We start from the raw sequence: 18,171 nt of genomic DNA, 5'->3' as shown, positions 1-18,171 counted from the left end.
CTGAATTCATTAAGCCTCACCTACTTAAGTATATTTTTAAGAATTTGATAAAAAATCAGTTTTTTTTATCAAAAGAAAGCGCAACTGGTTTCTTATCAGCAACAGTCATCTGTATTGCTTTTACCAATATGGCGTATGTGTTAATGCCGTATATAAATGAGAAAGCCCCATATTTCTATGAGGCTAATTATTTTGTTTTATTCGCATCCACCAATAAAACTAAACCAAACAAACTAATGAAATTAAAAGACAAATAAGTTTGAGAATTGTTTTAGTTATTGATAAAATTTTAAAAATCTAACTCCAAATACGTTTCTTTCGATCTATACTTCGGGATTTTCTTTACCGTACTGTATTTTGCCAACCTCTGGTAATACCGCCAAGAGTTATACTTTCGTCCATTGGTTAACGAATGCATGCGTCCCCAAAAATTATTGCCTCTAATGTGGTTGTTAATAAGATCCAGCTCCCTTACCAGGTCGGTATCCAGTAATTTTTTGTGTGTAACCATATTGGGTGCAATTTTTAACCTATACCGCCACGGTTCGTTAAAAACATACCTGATTTCCTGCTGGCGTGTGCGAACATTGTACATTTCAACCTGGCTAAAACACGCCTTCTCCTGTTCGGTAAGGCCTAAACTACTGCTTTCCCATAAATATGGGGTGAGTTCGCGCAGCGATTGCTTTTTGATTTCATATCCATACCTTCCTTTACGGCGTTTTTTTCGTTTAAATGTTTTATCGTGGTGGTATTCAACTGTGTTGATCTTAGCCAGCAATGTGGTATAAAATTCAGCTCTTACACTAAATGCAATATCTGCACGGAGTACAAAATATCTTTTCCAGCCTCTTTGATAGGGCTTGTCAAGTGGTACCATCGGCAGTGCCCGTCTTTGTATCCAAAGCTCCGATCTTCTTTTACTCAGCCTGATTAATTGTTTGTCGCGGTCTGTTTTTACCGACCGCTTTTTCTGCCGTGCGCTTCTAATCCTGCATGGCAATTCATGTGTGTCCATCGGACTTTCATTTAATTTCCTTTAACTTGAATGTGGGTCTCCATTCGTCCTTGAGCAAGGATATACCCCTTCTTTGGAAAATAAAATGTTGTACAATACAAATTGAACAGCCCTTGAGGCAATCAATCAAATAAAAAACAAATTATAGTAAATTATCGCCGATAAGGCAATTTATGAAGGGGACTATATGTAGATATATGCTGTCATAATTCCTAAACATTAAAAGATTGTTCATCAGGAATGCGGCAAAGGTAATAAATTTTCGGGATTTTAAAGAAAAGAAGAAATTCTAAACTGTTTTTTTCTTTATCATAAAAATGCCCCCAGAAAGTGTGTAACTTTTTAGGGGCATTGCAAAATTGGTGTCTTTAGAGCCTGTTCAAATTTTTATAGCGAATATGACAAAGCACTTTGCTGTAACGTTAAGCGTAATGGATTGCCTTTATTAATGCGATGAAAGGGTCTTCGACTACGCTCAGACTGACAAACGGATTAATTTTATTTAATTTTTAAACAGGCTCTTAAATTTTGCCTTGTATTTCTAATTAATTTAAATCAAAACGATCTAAATTCATTACTTTATTCCAGGTGGCGACAAAATCTTTCACGAATTTATCTTGTGCATCTGAACTTGCATACACCTCTGCTATTGCCCTTAATTCGGCATTAGAACCAAATACCAGATCGGCGCGGGTTGCCGTCCATTTTGGCTGACCAGTAGAACGGCTGCTTCCGATATAAAGTTCTTTGTCTTCTGCAACGGCTTTCCAGGCGGTTTCCATATCTAATAAGTTCACAAAGAAATCGTTGGTAAGCTGACCTGGTTTTGTAGTCAGGACGCCATTTTTAGAACCGTCGTAATTGGTATCCAATACACGCAAACCACCTATCAATACCGTTAATTCTGGTGCGGTTAAAGTAAGCAACTGGGCTTTATCAATCAGGAATTCTTCCGTAGCAACCGGTGATTTAGCTTTACGGTAGTTACGGAAACCGTCTGCCGCTGGTTCTAAATAACCGAAAGATTCCACGTCGGTTTGTGCCTGCGATGCATCCATCCGGCCTGGCGTAAAAGGAACAGTAACAGCATGTCCGGCATCGGCGGCGGCTTTTTCAACAGCAGCAGTACCTGCCAGTACAATTAAATCAGCTAAAGAAACTTTTTTACCGTCCATTTGTGCTGCATTAAATTCATTTTGAATACCCGCCAATACGCCCAATACTTTTTGCAATTGCGGAGGATTGTTAACCGCCCAATCTTTTTGTGGTGCCAAACGGATCCTCGCACCATTAGCGCCACCACGTTTATCAGAACCGCGGAAAGTAGAAGCCGAAGCCCAGGCGGTAGCAACCAGTTCGGCCACACTCAATCCTGAAGCCAGTACTTTTGCCTTTAATGTGGCAATATCACTTTCGGTAATTAATATATGATCAACAGCAGGTATCGGATCCTGCCAAAGCAATTCTTCCTGTGGTACATCCGGTCCCAGGTAACGTGTCACAGGTCCCATATCGCGGTGGGTCAACTTAAACCATGCCCTTGCAAATGCATCAGCAAACTGTTCAGGGTTTTCTAAGAAACGTCTTGATATTTTTTCATAAGCCGGGTCGAATCTTAAAGAAAGATCGGTGGTCAGCATCGTTGGCATGTGTTTTTTCGATCCATCAAATGCATCAGGAATAATCGCTTCAGCATTTACAGCTTTCCATTGGTGTGCACCGGCAGGGCTTTTAGTCAACTCCCATTCAAATCCAAAAAGGTTTTCGAAGAAATTATTACTCCATTGCGTTGGTGTGGTGGTCCAGATTACTTCTAGTCCGCTCGTAATCGCATCAGCACCTTTGCCAGAAGCATAACTGTTTTTCCATCCCAAACCCTGGCTTTCTATACCAGCGGCTTCAGGCTCTTTGCCTACATGATCTGCTGAAGCGGCACCATGGGTTTTGCCAAAAGTATGTCCACCTGCAATTAAGGCCACCGTTTCTTCATCATCCATCGCCATACGGCCAAAAGTATCGCGGATATCTTTAGCGGCAAGAATCGGGTCCGGGTTTCCATCAGGTCCTTCAGGGTTTACATATATTAATCCCATCTGCACGGCTGCAAGTGGTTTTTCTAAATCTCGGGAGTGTACATCACCATCGGCGTCATCATCTGTAACCACCACACCGTGTGCTTTATCTGCACCATCAGAGCCATGTCCATAGCGAAGATCGCCACCCAGCCAGGTAGTTTCCGAACCCCAATATACCGATTCGTCAGCCTCCCAAACATCCTCGCGACCGCCAGCAAATCCAAAGGTTTTAAAACCCATCGATTCTAAGGCAATATTACCGGTCAAAATCATTAAATCTGCCCATGAAATTTTGCGACCGTATTTTTGTTTAATCGGCCAAAGTAATCTACGCGCTTTATCAAGGCTCACATTATCTGGCCAGCTGTTCAGCGGCGCAAAACGTTGCAATCCGGCACCAGCACCACCACGGCCATCGCCCACCCGGTATGTTCCGGCACTGTGCCAGGCCATGCGAATAAATAAACCTCCGTAATGACCGAAATCTGCCGGCCACCAATCCTGCGAATCGGTCATCAGTGCATAAAGGTCTGCTTTTAACGCAGCCAGGTCTAAACTTTTAAAAGCCTCAGCATAATTAAATTCGCCATCCATTGGGTTGGATAAGTTAGAATGCTGACGCAAAATATTCAGCTTTAACTGCTTCGGCCACCAGTCGCCATTTCTGGTGCCACCACCACCTACATTACTTTTCATGCTGCCATTATGAAACGGACACTTGCTGATATCGTTTGATTCTTTTTCCATCTGTATATTATTTTGTTAGTGAAATACTCATCCTTTTTAACAGGTCGATCAGGATAATGATAAATTTAGAGAATTGAAATAACTAATCACAATCATTTAATTCTATAACGGAATAGTTAACATCTATTACTATGGTATATCAGCAATTTCTTTTTGCAATTATCTATTGCATTATCTCATAAAGTCCTCAACATCTTTCCTTTGCTTAAGGCGGTATCCTTATTCCAATATATCTACCATTTATGGGAAACCGTAAATTAATTGATCCGGGTTAGATTAGCTTTGTATAGGGCTTATATTGGTCCGAGAACTAATTATTAATTTAAAATTTATTATGGAAGCAATCAAACCTGGGCCTAAGCCCAAAACAGAGGAGGGGAATGACGATAAGAGAAGGAGAGTTCTGCCGGAGACCAAACCGAAACATCCTGATCTGAAGCCGCACATCCACAAACCAAAGGATTAAGCTTGTTGGCATGAGGTTTTTCAGCCTCATGCATAATAGCCCCTTTTTATAGTGCAAAATTGAAATTTGTTTCCCTTGTATTTAAGTGGGCTATTTTAGGTAAAGTGATGTTTAGCCAATTCTAAAGCTCTGTCGCAATTATTTTCCCAAAAGTATAACCCATGACCAAGCCAATCGTAATTTTCTTTACTAAATGAAATCGTATCTGGATCGTTTACTAATGGATTTGCTTTACTTTCATCACAGCCATGAAAGCCAATAATCATATTATGCCTTTGATCGTACATTAATGATAATGCTTAAGCTGGTTCTTCCTCTAATTCAGAATAGGCACTCATCAGCTTGCCTTTTTTTGTCAAAATACCAGCGTCGTTCAAAGATAAAATAGCTTCTGTCTTTGACATATTTTTTACTTCAGCAAGTTTTTTCTCTGCAAGCTCAATTAGTAACAATATGTCTTTTTCGCTCATTTTATAAATATTGAAATTAAATATAAAAATAATTGTTCAATTTATAAGTTATTAAATTAAATATGTTTTTAATAAAAAAAGCCATCTTAGAATTAAAAAGATCATCATCAGAAGCCTGCAAACAGGTTGTCAGAAAAATCTCTATTCTAATTGTTTAACTATTTGTTAATCCATAAATAGAGATTTTCGGGTGGCCTGGGAGGGATCACAGTTGAACAACCTCATACCTATTATGACATTTTTTGATAGTCTTATTATTTCTTTGATACTTTAGTAAATTTACAATTTGTTAAAAATCGGTTTTTGAATTTCTCAAAAACACCTTTTTGTTGTTATTTTTTTAAGGAGTTTGTATTTACATATCTAACCTTAAAGTTTATAAAAGGTTTTAAACATCAATATCATGAAAGATTTAGGATATGGGTTCAGGCTTATTGACAAGAGTGTTTTGTATTATGATTCAGAAACATTTACCAGCCTAAAAAAAATAATTGATTACAATTCATTTGAATTAATAGAAGCTTTTGAGGATAAAACATTTTATTTTAAGGATAAAAATAATGTTTATGTTACCAGTTATATGTGTACACCGTCTTTTATTAAGAATGCAAAACCCGAAAATTTTGAAGTAGTTAATGCAGCAAAGGGAATTGCCTATGATGGGGCTAGTTATTACTGGTATAATAAAATACTGCCTTATGACTACAGTAAGGGAGAATGGTATAATGAATATTATGTTCGGGAAGGTCAGAAAGTATTTTTTATTACCGAGTATGTGGAATTGGCAGATGTTGATTCTTTCAGTATTGTATGGCAAAATATCGGAAAAGATAACAACAGCTTATTTTTTAAGGGTAAGAGAGAAGCGGAGGTGGATATAGCCACCTTTAAAATGGTACCAGGGTGTTTTGATAATTTTCATTTAGATCAAAGCCATACGTATTATGCTTTCGATCAAAACAACGTCTATTTTATAAATACTTTGAGTAAGGGTTTGCGAAAATTACACAGAGTTAAGCCTTCAGATTTTTCAGTAAAAATTGTTGATGAGAAGCTTTATGGAATAAGTGGTGAGAGTATTTATTACTTTGGAATTAAAAAATCAAATGTTTGATTATCAAATAGTTAAAACACATTATTAAGCATAAAAAAACCGAACTTTTAGGGTTCGGTTTTTTTTAGTGGAGCCGAAGGGAGTCGAACCCTTGTCCAGTTGTGAGATAAATTATACCTTCTACATGCTTATTTTTCAATTGATTTTCGGGAAATAAACGGGCTGAAAACCGACCTTATTTAAATCCTTAGATACTTGATCTCACTTTAAGTCGTATCTCCTTAAAGCCAGCTTTGTTGTTTCGATGCCCCGGATTCTAACCCAACAATGCAGCAGTTAGAGGGGCAAAAGCTAAGCTAGTTCTAAACTAGGCAGCTAAGGCGTAAGTATTTTCGCCAACTAAAATGTGATCGTTCACTTTAAGTGCTCTCCGAACAACGCACTGCATGCTAACATAACTTTCGCCACCCCGTCAAATCCAAGAACGGCCCCAGAGAAAGTTTTCCTGGTAAAAATGCCAGACCACAAATATACAAAAAACTGTGTTAAATAACAATTCGCTTTATCTGCCAGTAGAAAGACTTGCTCCGGATCAATATAGATTTGATTGTTGCCCAAACCGCAAGAGCATCAGCAGACAGACAAGGACAAGACTGATTTCTCCAGGCAAAAAAGATATTTAATCAGCAATCCGGGAAAGAAAACCTGGAAAATGTATAGCGACAAGCCTCTTTTTGTCTTTAAATTCCGGGCGTTGGTCGATTAGCTTCCCAGGCTGGTATAATGCTGTAATTTGTGCTGAAACGTTTCCGGTGGCTGCACGTCTTAATATCAAAACAACAATAAAAACATTTATAAAAATAACTCAAAGTATATGAAAACTTTATTCAAAACATTATTCGCCTCATCTTTAGCATTGGTATTATCTACTTCAGCAGTATTATCAGCTAACGCAACTGAAACCATCAAACCTGTTCACGCTTCAAAAGTATTGAGCTTCAAACGCATCAAAGTAAAAGGAAATGTAGAACTGACCATTATACAGGGAAAACGTACCGGCATCAGATATGCAGATGAGAATACCGGGGAAGTTAAGGTGACACAGAACGGAGATGGTTTAGAAATTAGCGCTTTGGATAACAGCCCCGCGAAACTGACCATTTATGTAAATGAGATCTACCGCATCCATGCAATGGATAATGCCAAAGTAAAAACACAGGGTAAAATTAATACGCAATACCTGCAGGTTTTTCTAAGCGGAAATGCATCACTAGACTTAAACTCACAAACCGAAGGATTGTATACAGTGATTGAAGATCACGCTGATTTAACCTTAAGCGGTTCAACCGGCGACCATACGCTGGTAATGGGCAAAGGACAAAAGCTGACTATGGACAAATTTGTTGCCGCTAATACAAAAACCAGCCCTAACACTGAAAATGCATTAGCTTCTCTTAGCAAATAAAAAGAATTATATTTTGGTTCAGGCGGTCTGTAAACAGACCGCCTTTTTTGTTCGTTTCGAAAGCTAAACATTTGGCATAGTAAACGGGTGTTTTTCTCTTGAACCTGTAGGACTAACGCATTAAAATATTTAATATCTTAATGAGATATCTCCATACCAATCGATGCACTTTCTTTTGATTTTAATACTTTTGGTTGACGAAAGGTCTCTTATGAGTATCATAAGTGCAAAAATAAATGTCGTTGTCGAGACAAAAAGAAAAAAAGGTTTAGTATTAAAGACATTTTAATTACCTATAACTTTGTTCATCTTGCCTAGAACAACATCTAACACTATAAAATATCCAGAGCCGAAATTTGAATGGCACGATACAGCACTACTGACTTAGTATAATTACACAACTCCTAATCATCATCAGGAGGACAAACTAATTATACACGACCTTAATGTTATCTATATTCGAGTCCCTGATAACCAAAGATTTATTAATAAAAATTTATCCACAAGAGTTGCTAGTGAAAATTGATACTCTTGGAACTAACTTTAGATATTTTGGACAGAGGAAAACTTCTCACTATAAAATTCGAGTCTTGGGGCTATCCTTGCACCTACATCGATACAAGAACTGAGCCAGATAAAGGCGATAATAGAGCCTGCCAATAAGTTCTATCGAGTACGGGAAAAGCCTTATAATCGAATTACCTAGATGCAACACAATTTAGGCAAATTTCAGGTAAGATAGTTGATTTTAAAGAAATTGATATAATAGGAAAATCGGACTTCGGGTCATTAATCACCTTCCAAACGTTTACGATCTTGGCAATAAAATTAGGGTGGGGTTTCACTTCTGGTAGCTTCTTAACAAACCTAAATTCAAAGACATCTTGGTTATATCATAAGATCATTAGGGATTGCATTTCGCGTCTGCGATTGCCTTTATAAAAGTATCTCCATCCGATTCCTTAATTCTTATTCTATAAGTAGTTCCATCATCCATAAATGTAATTAATTTATAAGTGATTGCACCAAATAAAACAGGATCATCTGTCAAGATATATTCAAGTCCTCTTATCAAAAAAGTTTTTCTCCAAGAAAGAGATAATTTGAATCCTATTTGAGTTGTTTTCCCCAACTGGCTAAAAAGCATTGCGTCTTTAGTAATAACTAAACGACCACCTTGCCATCCAACAATTCCACTTTCTGTGATGGTACAATCAATGGACGCAAGTATGTCTCCATGTTTTTCAGCTTCCTTGTTGAGTTGATGCTTTTGGTATTCCTTAACACCTGCCGTAGCAATGCCTTTCGCGACTTGTTCGAAAATTTTCCCCCACATAAAATTTACTTTAATAATAACGAATGCTCTAGACTCACCCGCGTCCATCAAGCACTAGATTTGTAATAAACTTAGGAAATAATATGTAATTTTCATAGTAATAACAAAATTTAACTTCCAGTTATTTAGGCAAATAGCGTTAAAGCAGATACACAGTTTATTCTTTATTAACTGAAACTAGGAAATACTTTCAAAGCATAACAATCATTTCGACTATATTAGAGAACCCGAGGGCTTTGCGAAGCAAAATCTTTTAAATTTGTTCAATAATTTGGCACAAAGATCTCTCCATTTCGCTGCGCTACAGTCGAGATGACGACCATTCTATTAGAACTTGTTAAACGTATCTTCAAGGTTACATACTGAATTATGCGTTAAAAATCACCTAATTCGTTAATTTTCAACACAAAATGGTTCCCTAATCAAAATAAAGATACTGGTAATTGACCCTGTTAAACATTTCTGCTAGAAAACTAAACAAGTTAAGCATGCCTCAATGCATACATCTATTATCTTTAGGAAATCTGTTTTAATTCTGAAGATCGAAGACAAGGAAGTCCGTAACAACTTAAATAACCAAATATTATGAAATTCAAATTTATTATAATTGCTTTAGGAGCAAGCCTTAGCTATGGAATGTGCCAGGCTCAAAACAATCCGGAGGCAATTAAAGAAGACTTTAAACCTGCTGTAACGAACCAGCCCGGCCAGCAATTCCCGCAGGTCAATTCACAAGGCTACGCCAGGTTCCGAATCAAAGCGCCTCAATCAGACAGTATCAGGGTAAGTCTTGGTCTTGGGGGTCAGGGAGGAACTAAGCTCACCAAAACTGCTGACGGATTTTTTACGGGTACCACTGCGGGTGCCATGGATGAGGGTTTCCACTATTATCACCTGACCATTGATGGCGGAGTATTTAATGACCCAGGTGCTATGAACTATTTTGGCTCTTCGCGTTGGGAAAGTGGAATTGAAATTCCTGCAAAGGATGAAGATTTCTACGCAGATAAAAATGTAGCCCATGGACATGTGCAGCAAATCCTTTTTCCTTCAAAGAGTACAAATTCCTCGCGCAGGGCATACGTTTACACACCGCCAGGTTATGGCAAAGATAAACGACGTTTTCCGGTGCTGTATTTACAGCATGGATGGGGCGAAGATGAAACTGCCTGGAGTAATCAGGGCCGTGCGAACCTGATTATGGATAACCTGATTGCAGAAGGAAAAATTAAGCCATTTATCATCGTGATGACCTACGGAATGACCAATGAAACCAAATGGGGGCACATGAAAGACTTTAAAATTGATGGTTTTCAAACGGTATTAACCGAGGAACTCATTCCGTATATAGACAGCAATTTTTCAACTACGGCCACCGCAAATGGTCGTGCCATGGCAGGACTATCGATGGGTGGCATGGAGACGCACACCATTACACTAAACAAACCGGAACTTTTTGGCTATTATGCGCTGCTTAGTGGCGGAATATACAACTCTTCTGAGCTGAAAGACAAAGCAAAACCGCGATTAATTTTTATTAGCTGTGGAAGCAAGGAACGTCCTGAAGGCGTAAAAAATGCTGTTTCGGCATTAAAAGAAGCAGGCTATAATGCAGTTGCTTATGTTTCGGAAAATACCGGCCACGAATTTCAGACCTGGCGCCGGAGCCTGCATGAACTTGCTCCGCTATTATTTAAATAGATTACGCTGGCAACCTGTACAAAGTCAATATGAATGGCAGGGGTTTTAACGAATTATAGTAATTACTTGCATGATAGAATGCTTCGCCGTTCCTCCTCGCAATGACGACCTTTCTTGGAATGGTCTGTCAGTGGTAGAGGTTAGAATTTTTCAAATACATCGGATGGTTGATGACAGATATACAAGGGGCGTGATTTCGACCGCAGTGGAGAAATCTTTTAACATAGTTTAAAGATTTATTGCAATTCCAGTTCAAAGATTTCTCCATTTCGCTGCGCTTCAGTCGAAATGACGGCGATTTTTTAATCTGTCAATTGTGGTGGGGTAGTCGATTGCTTTATTGATAGGTTGAAATGGCCTTAGACTATGCTCAGACTGACATACGAAATGAATTTTATTTAATTTTTAAACAGGCGCAAATTATTAAACATGAAAGCTAAAAATATTATTATCCTCTTTGCCGGCTGTTTATTTAGCCAGGTTTGTTTAGCCCAGACTGAAATGAAGTCTGATTTAAAAGTATTCAGACCGGCTGAAAGCAATCAGCCCGGCAAATTATTCCCCCAGGTAAACGATGAAGGCAAAGTTAGGGTAAGCCTATATGCACCTCAGGCGGCTAAAGTCCAGCTGGATCTGGCTGGGAAAAAATACGAGATGATAAAAAGCGAGGAAGGCCTCTGGACAGGCGAATCCGAACCACAGGACGAAGGTTTTCATTATTACCAGCTCAACGTGGATGGTGCCTCAATTCCGGATCCAAACAGCCGTTATTTCTACGGTGCAGGGAGGCTGGGCAGTGGCATCGAAGTTCCGGCTTATGATGAAGCATTTTATGCGTTGCAAAAGGTGCCCCATGGCCTGGTTAGTGAAAATATTTACTATTCTAATTTAACTCAAACCTGGAGAAGATGTTTCATCTATACACCGGCAAGTTATTACGAGGATAAAAATTCCCGTTTCCCCGTGCTTTATCTTCAACACGGAAGCTTCGAAGATGAAACGGGCTGGGTTAATCAGGGAAAAGCGAATTTAATCCTGGATAATTTAATTGCGCAAAATAAGGCAAAACCGATGATCATTGTTACAGACAATGGTTACGCACTTAAACCAGAAGCAACTGAGACACCGGGAAAAGGACAGGGGATTTCGATTTTTGAAGATGTACTGATTGAAGAAGTGATTCCAATGATCGATAAACGCTTCCGCACCCTGGCCGACCGCGAACACCGGGCTATTGCGGGGCTTTCAATGGGTGCAAATCAAACGATGCGCATCGTGATGAAAAACCTGGATAAGTTCGCTTATTATGGCGGTTTCAGCGGCACCTCAAATTATCCCAGTTCAGATGTAATCGATCCGGATGTATTTATGGAAGGAAAGTTTAAGAGTGGAACTGAGGTGAACAAGAGACTCAAGTTATTATGGCTGGGACTAGGCACCAAAGAACCTGCCCCTTTCCCTAAATCTGTAGGGGCGTTCAGGGCCATGTTGGACCAGCAGGGAATCAGGTACACTTATTACGAATCTCCAAAAACAGCTCATGAATGGCTTACCTGGAGGCGCAGCCTGCAAAATTTTGCGCCATTGTTATTTAGATAGGTTATGCTGGTCTTTTTGAAAGCCAGAAATTATGTTTTGCAGGGCTGTGCGACAATTCCTTTCAAACACAGGTAAATCCAGCCAGATAAGCCGTACTGATGATCTCCCATTGCCAGGTTATGAACACAATGACAAATACGGAAGATCAGTGTACGCTGTTTTTTGCACTACTTATTAAGTAAATTAATGCTTGACTATCCTCCTGTGGATATATTGATATTAGGTTTATTGAGGTTTATATTCCTTAATCTATTTCTTTTTTTTCGGGATATGCTGCATAACAGGTGCTCCAAAATAACTTGGAAACCTGTTGTCAGGATTAACAACAATCTGCTCTAATACAATTTCCGGGTCCACCATGTAAATACGAAGATTTTGGAGGCCTGCCCGCTCCACATTAAGTTCGAAATCCAACCACCTTAAATTATCAAAAATTTCATTTCTTCGCGGGCCATTGGAAATTAATTTGATACCAGGATTTGCAGGCTGAATGGCTTTCAGCGTTTTCGATCTGGATAAATTCTCAGGCGTATATTCACTAAAAGTATCTGCAAAACCTTTTCTTGCATCAAGAACAATAGCCTGCTGATCATTTAGTCCAGCTGCGATGCGCAGGCCCCTGGCAGGATTGATATCCTGTGTAGGCAGTATGCCCAGACATATCCTGACTTTGCCGGTATTGTTGATGAACACTTTGTATTCCAGGTATGGTGCTTCAGACGCTTTCACGCTTGGAGCAGTAACCGGATAGATACCCATATTTCCCTCAGCACGCCCAAGGTCTGGTAAAAGGACCCACCTAGCCTTACTGCCCGGAACGTTGCGATTGAACAGAGGGGCAGGTATTGAAAACTCTGAGCCACTAAAGTTTCCGAAATAAGGTTCTGTTATAACAGGCAACCTGGCATTGATCGCTTCAACACCGACGGTAACGGAATCCTGACCGGACTTAATGGTTATTTTCCCTTTGGCTGTTCCGATGCTCATGCTATCCCAGTCAAGTTCAACTTGAATTCGTCTTTCAGTCGCTACAGATCCTTTAGTCTCGCTGAGTTTAATCCAGTCCATGTCAGGGGTTGCTGTAAAACTGAAAACCCCTGTTCCTTTATTGAAAATATCAATATAATAGGATTGCTTAAGCAGGCGATCGAAAACAGGCAAGACTGCCCTTTCATTCCCAGGCCAGGCGTTTTCACAACCTTCAATTGCAATCCCCATGGAAGCCTTACTGAGCGGTTTCACCATGACCAGCTCAGGATACTTATTTTCCTTTGGCATCGACCACATCGAATAACCTATATGTTTATCTGACATCATCTTATCCCATTTACCTTTTGAAATGCGCTTATTATAATTTTCACTCAGAAGACTGTCGAGGGCAAAAAGTTCGCGAACCCGGAGTGCATAATCATTGGCCGTTACTCTTCCCTGTTTTGCATATAAATTATTTTTAGCAGCAGCCAGGTAAATCTCTGCCACCCCTGCCGATGCTTTAGTGGGATAGCGCACAAGCTGATCATAGGCATCCTGATATTGGGGAGAAATTTTCAAAGCCAATTCTTCTGCTTTTCTTGTTAAAGCCCTCCATTTCTTCACCTCCAAATCTGCCTCATGATAATTTACGACACTAAATATTTTTGTAGACTGAACTTCGGGCTTACGGTATAAATTATATTTAGAATAGTCTGATACAATACCTCCAATCTCTGTAGCATAGCTGGGGCCAAAATTCTGAGCAGCCCAGCTGGTTGTATAATCCATCACTTTATCCGCTGGCAGCGCCTCTGGATTCCATGCATAGCGCATAATAAAATCGATTGGCAATTCTTTTGGTTTTAAGTCCCCTACATTTACCACCCATAGCTTGTCGATTCCGGTTTGGTAGGCCAGATTAAACTGCTCTCTTAATTTGGGAATTGTTGTGGTATTTACCCACCGGTCGTTCCAGGGTCCCCCATTCATATCAATATGATAATACAGCCCAAGTCCGCCACTCCGTTTTTTTTCCTGCTCCGGTCCGGTTCTACGGATATACCCCCAGTTATTGTCACATAAAAGCAGAATCACATCTTCAGGAACATTTAAACCTGCATCATAATAGCGCTGCACCTCAGTAAAAACAGCCCATAATTGAGGTACTTCAGCAGGGTTCTTACCATACACCTGTCCAATTATATTCCGCTGGGCAGATACCACATGTCTTAGCGTTTTGATATTAGCCTGGTCATCACCACTACCCATGGCGACATCACCATCACCCCGCATTCCAATGGTGATGATTTCTTCCTTGGTTTTGATGCGCTCAATGCCTTCTTCAAAAAACTGCTCAATACCTGCTTTATTGGTTTCAAAATTCCATTCTCCATTGCCATATTTGCTTTTGTTTTTGACCCATTCCTGATGTGGGCGGGCCATAGGTTCATGATGAGATGTTCCAATAACAATTCCCATCTTATCGGCAAGAATAAAATTATCAGGATCATCGGAATGAAAGGCAGCACTCCACATCGCCGGCCAGAGATAGTTTGCTTTCAGGCGAAGCAGGAGTTCAAACATGTTTTCATACATTTTGCTATTAAATCCCCCAAATTTGGTGCTTGTCCACCCACCCATTGAAGGCCATTCATCATTTATAAAAATCCCTCTATACTTGACTTTTGGCGATTGCTGAACATATCGTCCAGCTTTCAGAAAAAGTGCAGAACTCTTTTTTACCGGTACGTCTGCCCACCAATACCATGGAGAAACTCCAATCTTCTCAGAAATATCGTAAATTCCGTACAGTGTACCTCTTTTATCGCTGCCTGCAATGACGAGATCACCACCAATGGTCTGAATGACAAAAGACTCCCACTTCCCTTTTACGGCTGATACATTAAGCTTTTTCTGTGCAATTAATTTATCTATGATTCTACTTTTTCCAATCGTGCCAATAAGGATGCTTTTTATTACTGGATTTACCTGTGAATAAACAGCAGCCTTTAGGCCTGTTACCCGGTCAATATCTGCAGAGAGATCATTTGCCCCCCTAATTACGCCTTCCCAGTCCTGAGGATCCACATATATTCTGGCCGTTACTTTGTTGGCTGCGATTTTAAAAGATTTTTTTGCTGCAACCGTAGTAATATATTGAGGCAGACCCGCCAAAGGGGGCGCCGTGAGCTGCCGGGCCAGTGTATGCTGGAGTAGAAATAAAGTAAAAGTGAATAGGCTCAGGAATTTAAGTTTCATATTTCTCAATTCATTAAAAGATTGATACAAATGTTTAACTGATATAATTGCATGGTTGTACTTGCTATTGAACAAGCTTATTTTCTTGCGGGCCCAAATAACTAGCTGGAAGTTTACCCTTGTATATTATTATTTTTTCCAGCACTACTGCCGGATCAACCATCCATATTTTTACGGTATGCCTGCCAGGAACTTTAAAGAAATGTGAAGATGTAAGTGTTCTTGCATTATCCCTGACCGCATTTGCCCAACTTGCATCAGACCCCGAGGCGCTGGGTTTGGCTATAATGGTCAGGATTTGAGGGGCCGCACCATCTACCGAAATCCCTACCCTTAATCCTTCCGGGGAGAAATTTACAGTTGGCCCCACCACAAGATCAATTTTAACCTCCCCGCTTTCAGAAAAGAAAACAGGATATGCTAATGTTGGGTTACCAGGCTTACCCAACGAAGCTGAAGTGACAGGAAAAATCGACATCCCTGCATCTCCTCTTCCATAACCGGGTATAGCTTCCCAGCTTACACCATTTCTGCTTACCTTTTTACTTGCCTCAAAAGCCTCAAATGCAATTGGTGCACCTAAACTTGCAAAGCTTCCTTTTGCTTCAGCCAATTGCTTAGGTGTTGCCTTGCAGGCCTCAACTTTAATTACCACCAGGGTCGAGTCGTCTGATACTTGGATTTTACCCTGATGCTTTCCACCGCTGAGTTTCGCCCAGTCAATATCCACCAGTACCCTGTAGTCATTTGTTCCGGGAACACTTTCCTTTTTCAAACGAATCCAGTTATCGGATTTCAGCTCGAAATTGACTGGAGCGGATCCTTTTGCAAAAACTTCAAAGTAGGACTGAAATTTATTTAAAGATTCGAATCGCGGAAGCGTAGGCGCCGGAGCATTTGATGGCCAGCTAGCGGATGAACCATCAACAGCTACCCCGAAGCCTGATTTTGAAGGCACCTCGATTTCTTCTGTTTTGGGCATGATATTTTTCTTTGGATCATTCCAGCTCGTATAACCAATCCTGACCTGATCCATCATGTGATTCCACTTACCCCCTGCCATTTTAAGATTATATTCATCACTAAGCTGCTGATCCTGTTTAAAAAGATCGAGAGCAAGGTTACGCTGAAGGTTTGTGGCAGCCCTTCCCTGCTTAAAATACAGCCTGTTTTTTCCCACAGCAATATATAAATCCGTCACCGCTTTCATCGCCTGGATTGGATAACTCACCAATTGATAGAACGCATCTTTGTATTGCTGTGGCAACTTATTATTCACCTGCTCTGCCCTGTCGCTTAATGCGCTCCATTCCATGGCCACGCGCTGCGCTTCACTGAAGTTTACCAGACTAAAAGTTTCTGGCCCCAGCAGCTCAGGTTTGCGCCTGGTTGTATATTTAGAGTACAAGCGCACCAAACCTGCAATTTCTTTCGCCTGGTCAGATCCAAATTCACGTGTTGCCCAGTGCAGCAGAAAACCTGACAGCTTTTCCCGGCTCATCGCTTTGGGGTTCCATGCCATCCGTAAAAAGAACTCTATCGGAATCTCCATTGGTTTCAGATCACCCACATTGACTACCCAAATACGGTCGGCGCCATAATTGTAGGCCAAATTCATCTGCTCCCAAACTTTTGGCAGGGAGGTGGTATTAAGCCATTTATAATTTCTGGGCGCACCAACATAATCAAAATGATAATATATTCCGGATCCCCCGGTCCGACTGCGCTCCCGGGCCGTGGGCAAATGCCTTAAGTTACCCCAGTTATCATCAGCCCACAACAGGGTAATGTCATCCGGAACTTTCATTCCGAAATCGTAATAATCTTTTACTTCTTTGTATAAAGCCCAGAGCTGTGGTATCTTTTCTACGGACTTTTCCATATTTTCAGAAAGAATTTTGCGCTGCTCGGTTATGATATTTTCCAGCAGTTTAACATTGGATGCCATATCACCTCCTTCAACCATTGGTTCATCTCCATCTCCCCGCATCCCCATGGTGACCAGGCTTTCATAGTTTTTATTTCTTTTAATCCCTTCTTGCCAGAAAGCATTTAAGCCCTGAGGGTTTGTGGCATAATTCCAGGCGCCAACCCCGTGCTTTTTCCATTCCTGTTGCGCTCGGATCATTGGTTCATGATGAGAAGTGCCCATTACAATGCCATATTCATCAGCGAGACGTGGATTTTCGGAATCATCTTCATTAAATGCATTACCCCACATGGCTGGCCAAAGGTAATTGCCCCTCAGGCGGAGCAGCAACTCAAACATACGGGTGTACATCTTACTGTTCATCCCACCAAACTTTTCTTTGGCCCATCCTGTCATTGCAGGGGCTTCATCATTAATAAATATTCCGCGGTATTTCACTGCCGGTTCACCTGAGCTGTAACTTCCGGAAACAGCATAAGCACTTTTACGGGTTTTTGGTGGCACATCAGCCCACCAGTACCATGGAGATACGCCTAACTGTTCAGACAATTCATAGATACCATATATGGTTCCGCGTTTATCGCTCCCTGCAATAACCAGGGCCTGATCAACGCCAGGAAACGGTTTTTTAACTGTTGATATGATAAAACTCTCCCACTTGCCGGAAATGGTGGATTTACTCAGCTTTCCTGTGTTGATGAGCTGATCGATAAGTTTGTTTTTACCCAGGGTTCCGATGAGAATAACATCTTTCTCCGAAGGCTCAACGCTTTTCAATTCAGGCTTTATACCCGACACACTGAAAAAGTCATGACCTAAATCGCCAATTGCCCTTATAACGCCTTTATAATCATTCGTATCATAAAAAATATCCGCCGCTCTTCCTTTTTCTATCAGTGCAACATCTTCTTTATTACTTCTGGTATCATGAATAAATTGTTTTTCCAAACCCAAACTTGTCTGCGCTTTAGTGTAATCAATCCAAAAAGTGAAAAGGATAAGGAGCGCAAAGAAAATCTGGCTTTTTTTTAAAGAATTAACTTGCATTAGGGAATAATTAGGTTTTGATGTATAGCTAT

Annotated in this window: 11 protein-coding genes and 1 other RNA gene; 4 read left to right on the top strand and 8 right to left on the bottom strand. The window is 40.3% G+C overall.

The window, feature by feature from the left end; all coding sequences use genetic code 11:
- Nucleotides 1–289: 289 nt before the first annotated feature.
- The 4 genes from FFJ24_RS01070 to FFJ24_RS25915 form a co-directional block, all read right to left on the bottom strand.
- Nucleotides 290–1,018 (bottom strand): hypothetical protein, encoded by a 729-nt coding sequence (locus FFJ24_RS01070; protein ID WP_138820402.1) that lies wholly within the window; start codon nt 1,016–1,018, stop codon nt 290–292.
- Nucleotides 1,019–1,563: 545 nt separating this feature from the next.
- Nucleotides 1,564–3,840 carry a catalase/peroxidase HPI gene (katG, locus tag FFJ24_RS01065; protein ID WP_138820401.1) on the bottom strand — a complete coding sequence of 759 codons (2,277 nt, stop codon included), beginning with the start codon at nt 3,838–3,840 and terminating at the stop codon, nt 1,564–1,566.
- A 561-nt stretch (nt 3,841–4,401) separates the two neighbouring features.
- Nucleotides 4,402–4,593 (bottom strand): hypothetical protein, encoded by a 192-nt coding sequence (locus tag FFJ24_RS01060; protein ID WP_138820400.1) that lies wholly within the window; start codon nt 4,591–4,593, stop codon nt 4,402–4,404.
- 12 nt (nt 4,594–4,605) lie between these two features.
- Nucleotides 4,606–4,776, bottom strand: coding sequence for a hypothetical protein (locus tag FFJ24_RS25915; RefSeq protein ID WP_168202353.1), 171 nt, complete (start codon nt 4,774–4,776; stop codon nt 4,606–4,608).
- A 403-nt stretch (nt 4,777–5,179) separates the two neighbouring features.
- Between FFJ24_RS25915 and FFJ24_RS01055 the strand changes: the two genes are divergently transcribed.
- Complete coding sequence (locus tag FFJ24_RS01055; protein WP_138820399.1) at nt 5,180–5,890, top strand: DKNYY domain-containing protein; 711 nt, start codon at nt 5,180–5,182, stop codon at nt 5,888–5,890.
- Between the two features lie 65 nt (nt 5,891–5,955).
- Here the strand turns inward: FFJ24_RS01055 and ssrA are convergent.
- Nucleotides 5,956–6,322: a transfer-messenger RNA gene (ssrA, locus tag FFJ24_RS01050) on the bottom strand.
- A 382-nt stretch (nt 6,323–6,704) separates the two neighbouring features.
- Here ssrA and FFJ24_RS01045 point away from each other — a divergent pair.
- Complete coding sequence (locus tag FFJ24_RS01045; protein ID WP_138820398.1) at nt 6,705–7,295, top strand: GIN domain-containing protein; 591 nt, start codon at nt 6,705–6,707, stop codon at nt 7,293–7,295.
- A 904-nt stretch (nt 7,296–8,199) separates the two neighbouring features.
- On the opposite strand, the gene FFJ24_RS01040 is transcribed toward FFJ24_RS01045, so the two are convergent.
- On the bottom strand, nt 8,200–8,679 hold the full coding sequence (locus FFJ24_RS01040; RefSeq protein ID WP_138820397.1) for a hypothetical protein: 480 nt from the start codon (nt 8,677–8,679) through the stop codon (nt 8,200–8,202).
- Between the two features lie 537 nt (nt 8,680–9,216).
- Between FFJ24_RS01040 and FFJ24_RS01035 the strand changes: the two genes are divergently transcribed.
- A complete protein-coding gene (locus FFJ24_RS01035) occupies nt 9,217–10,332 on the top strand; it encodes an alpha/beta hydrolase-fold protein (protein ID WP_138820396.1) in 1,116 nt (371 codons plus the stop codon).
- 429 nt (nt 10,333–10,761) lie between these two features.
- Nucleotides 10,762–11,931, top strand: a complete 1,170-nt coding sequence (locus tag FFJ24_RS01030) for an alpha/beta hydrolase-fold protein (protein WP_138820395.1) — start codon at nt 10,762–10,764, stop codon at nt 11,929–11,931.
- Between the two features lie 249 nt (nt 11,932–12,180).
- Here FFJ24_RS01030 and FFJ24_RS01025 read toward each other — a convergent pair whose 3' ends face one another.
- Both FFJ24_RS01025 and FFJ24_RS01020 read right to left on the bottom strand, forming a co-directional pair.
- Entirely contained in the window at nt 12,181–15,162 is a 2,982-nt protein-coding gene (locus FFJ24_RS01025) for a glycosyl hydrolase 115 family protein (protein ID WP_138820394.1), read from the bottom strand.
- Between the two features lie 64 nt (nt 15,163–15,226).
- The gene (locus FFJ24_RS01020; protein WP_138820393.1) at nt 15,227–18,139 is read right to left on the bottom strand and encodes a glycosyl hydrolase 115 family protein; all 2,913 of its coding nucleotides are present in this window, start codon (nt 18,137–18,139) and stop codon (nt 15,227–15,229) included.
- Between the last annotated feature and the right edge of the window lie 32 nt (nt 18,140–18,171).

This window comes from Pedobacter sp. KBS0701, from assembly GCF_005938645.2.
Classification (GTDB): Bacteria; Bacteroidota; Bacteroidia; order Sphingobacteriales; family Sphingobacteriaceae; genus Pedobacter.
This window is presented reverse-complemented; position numbering and strand designations above follow the sequence as displayed.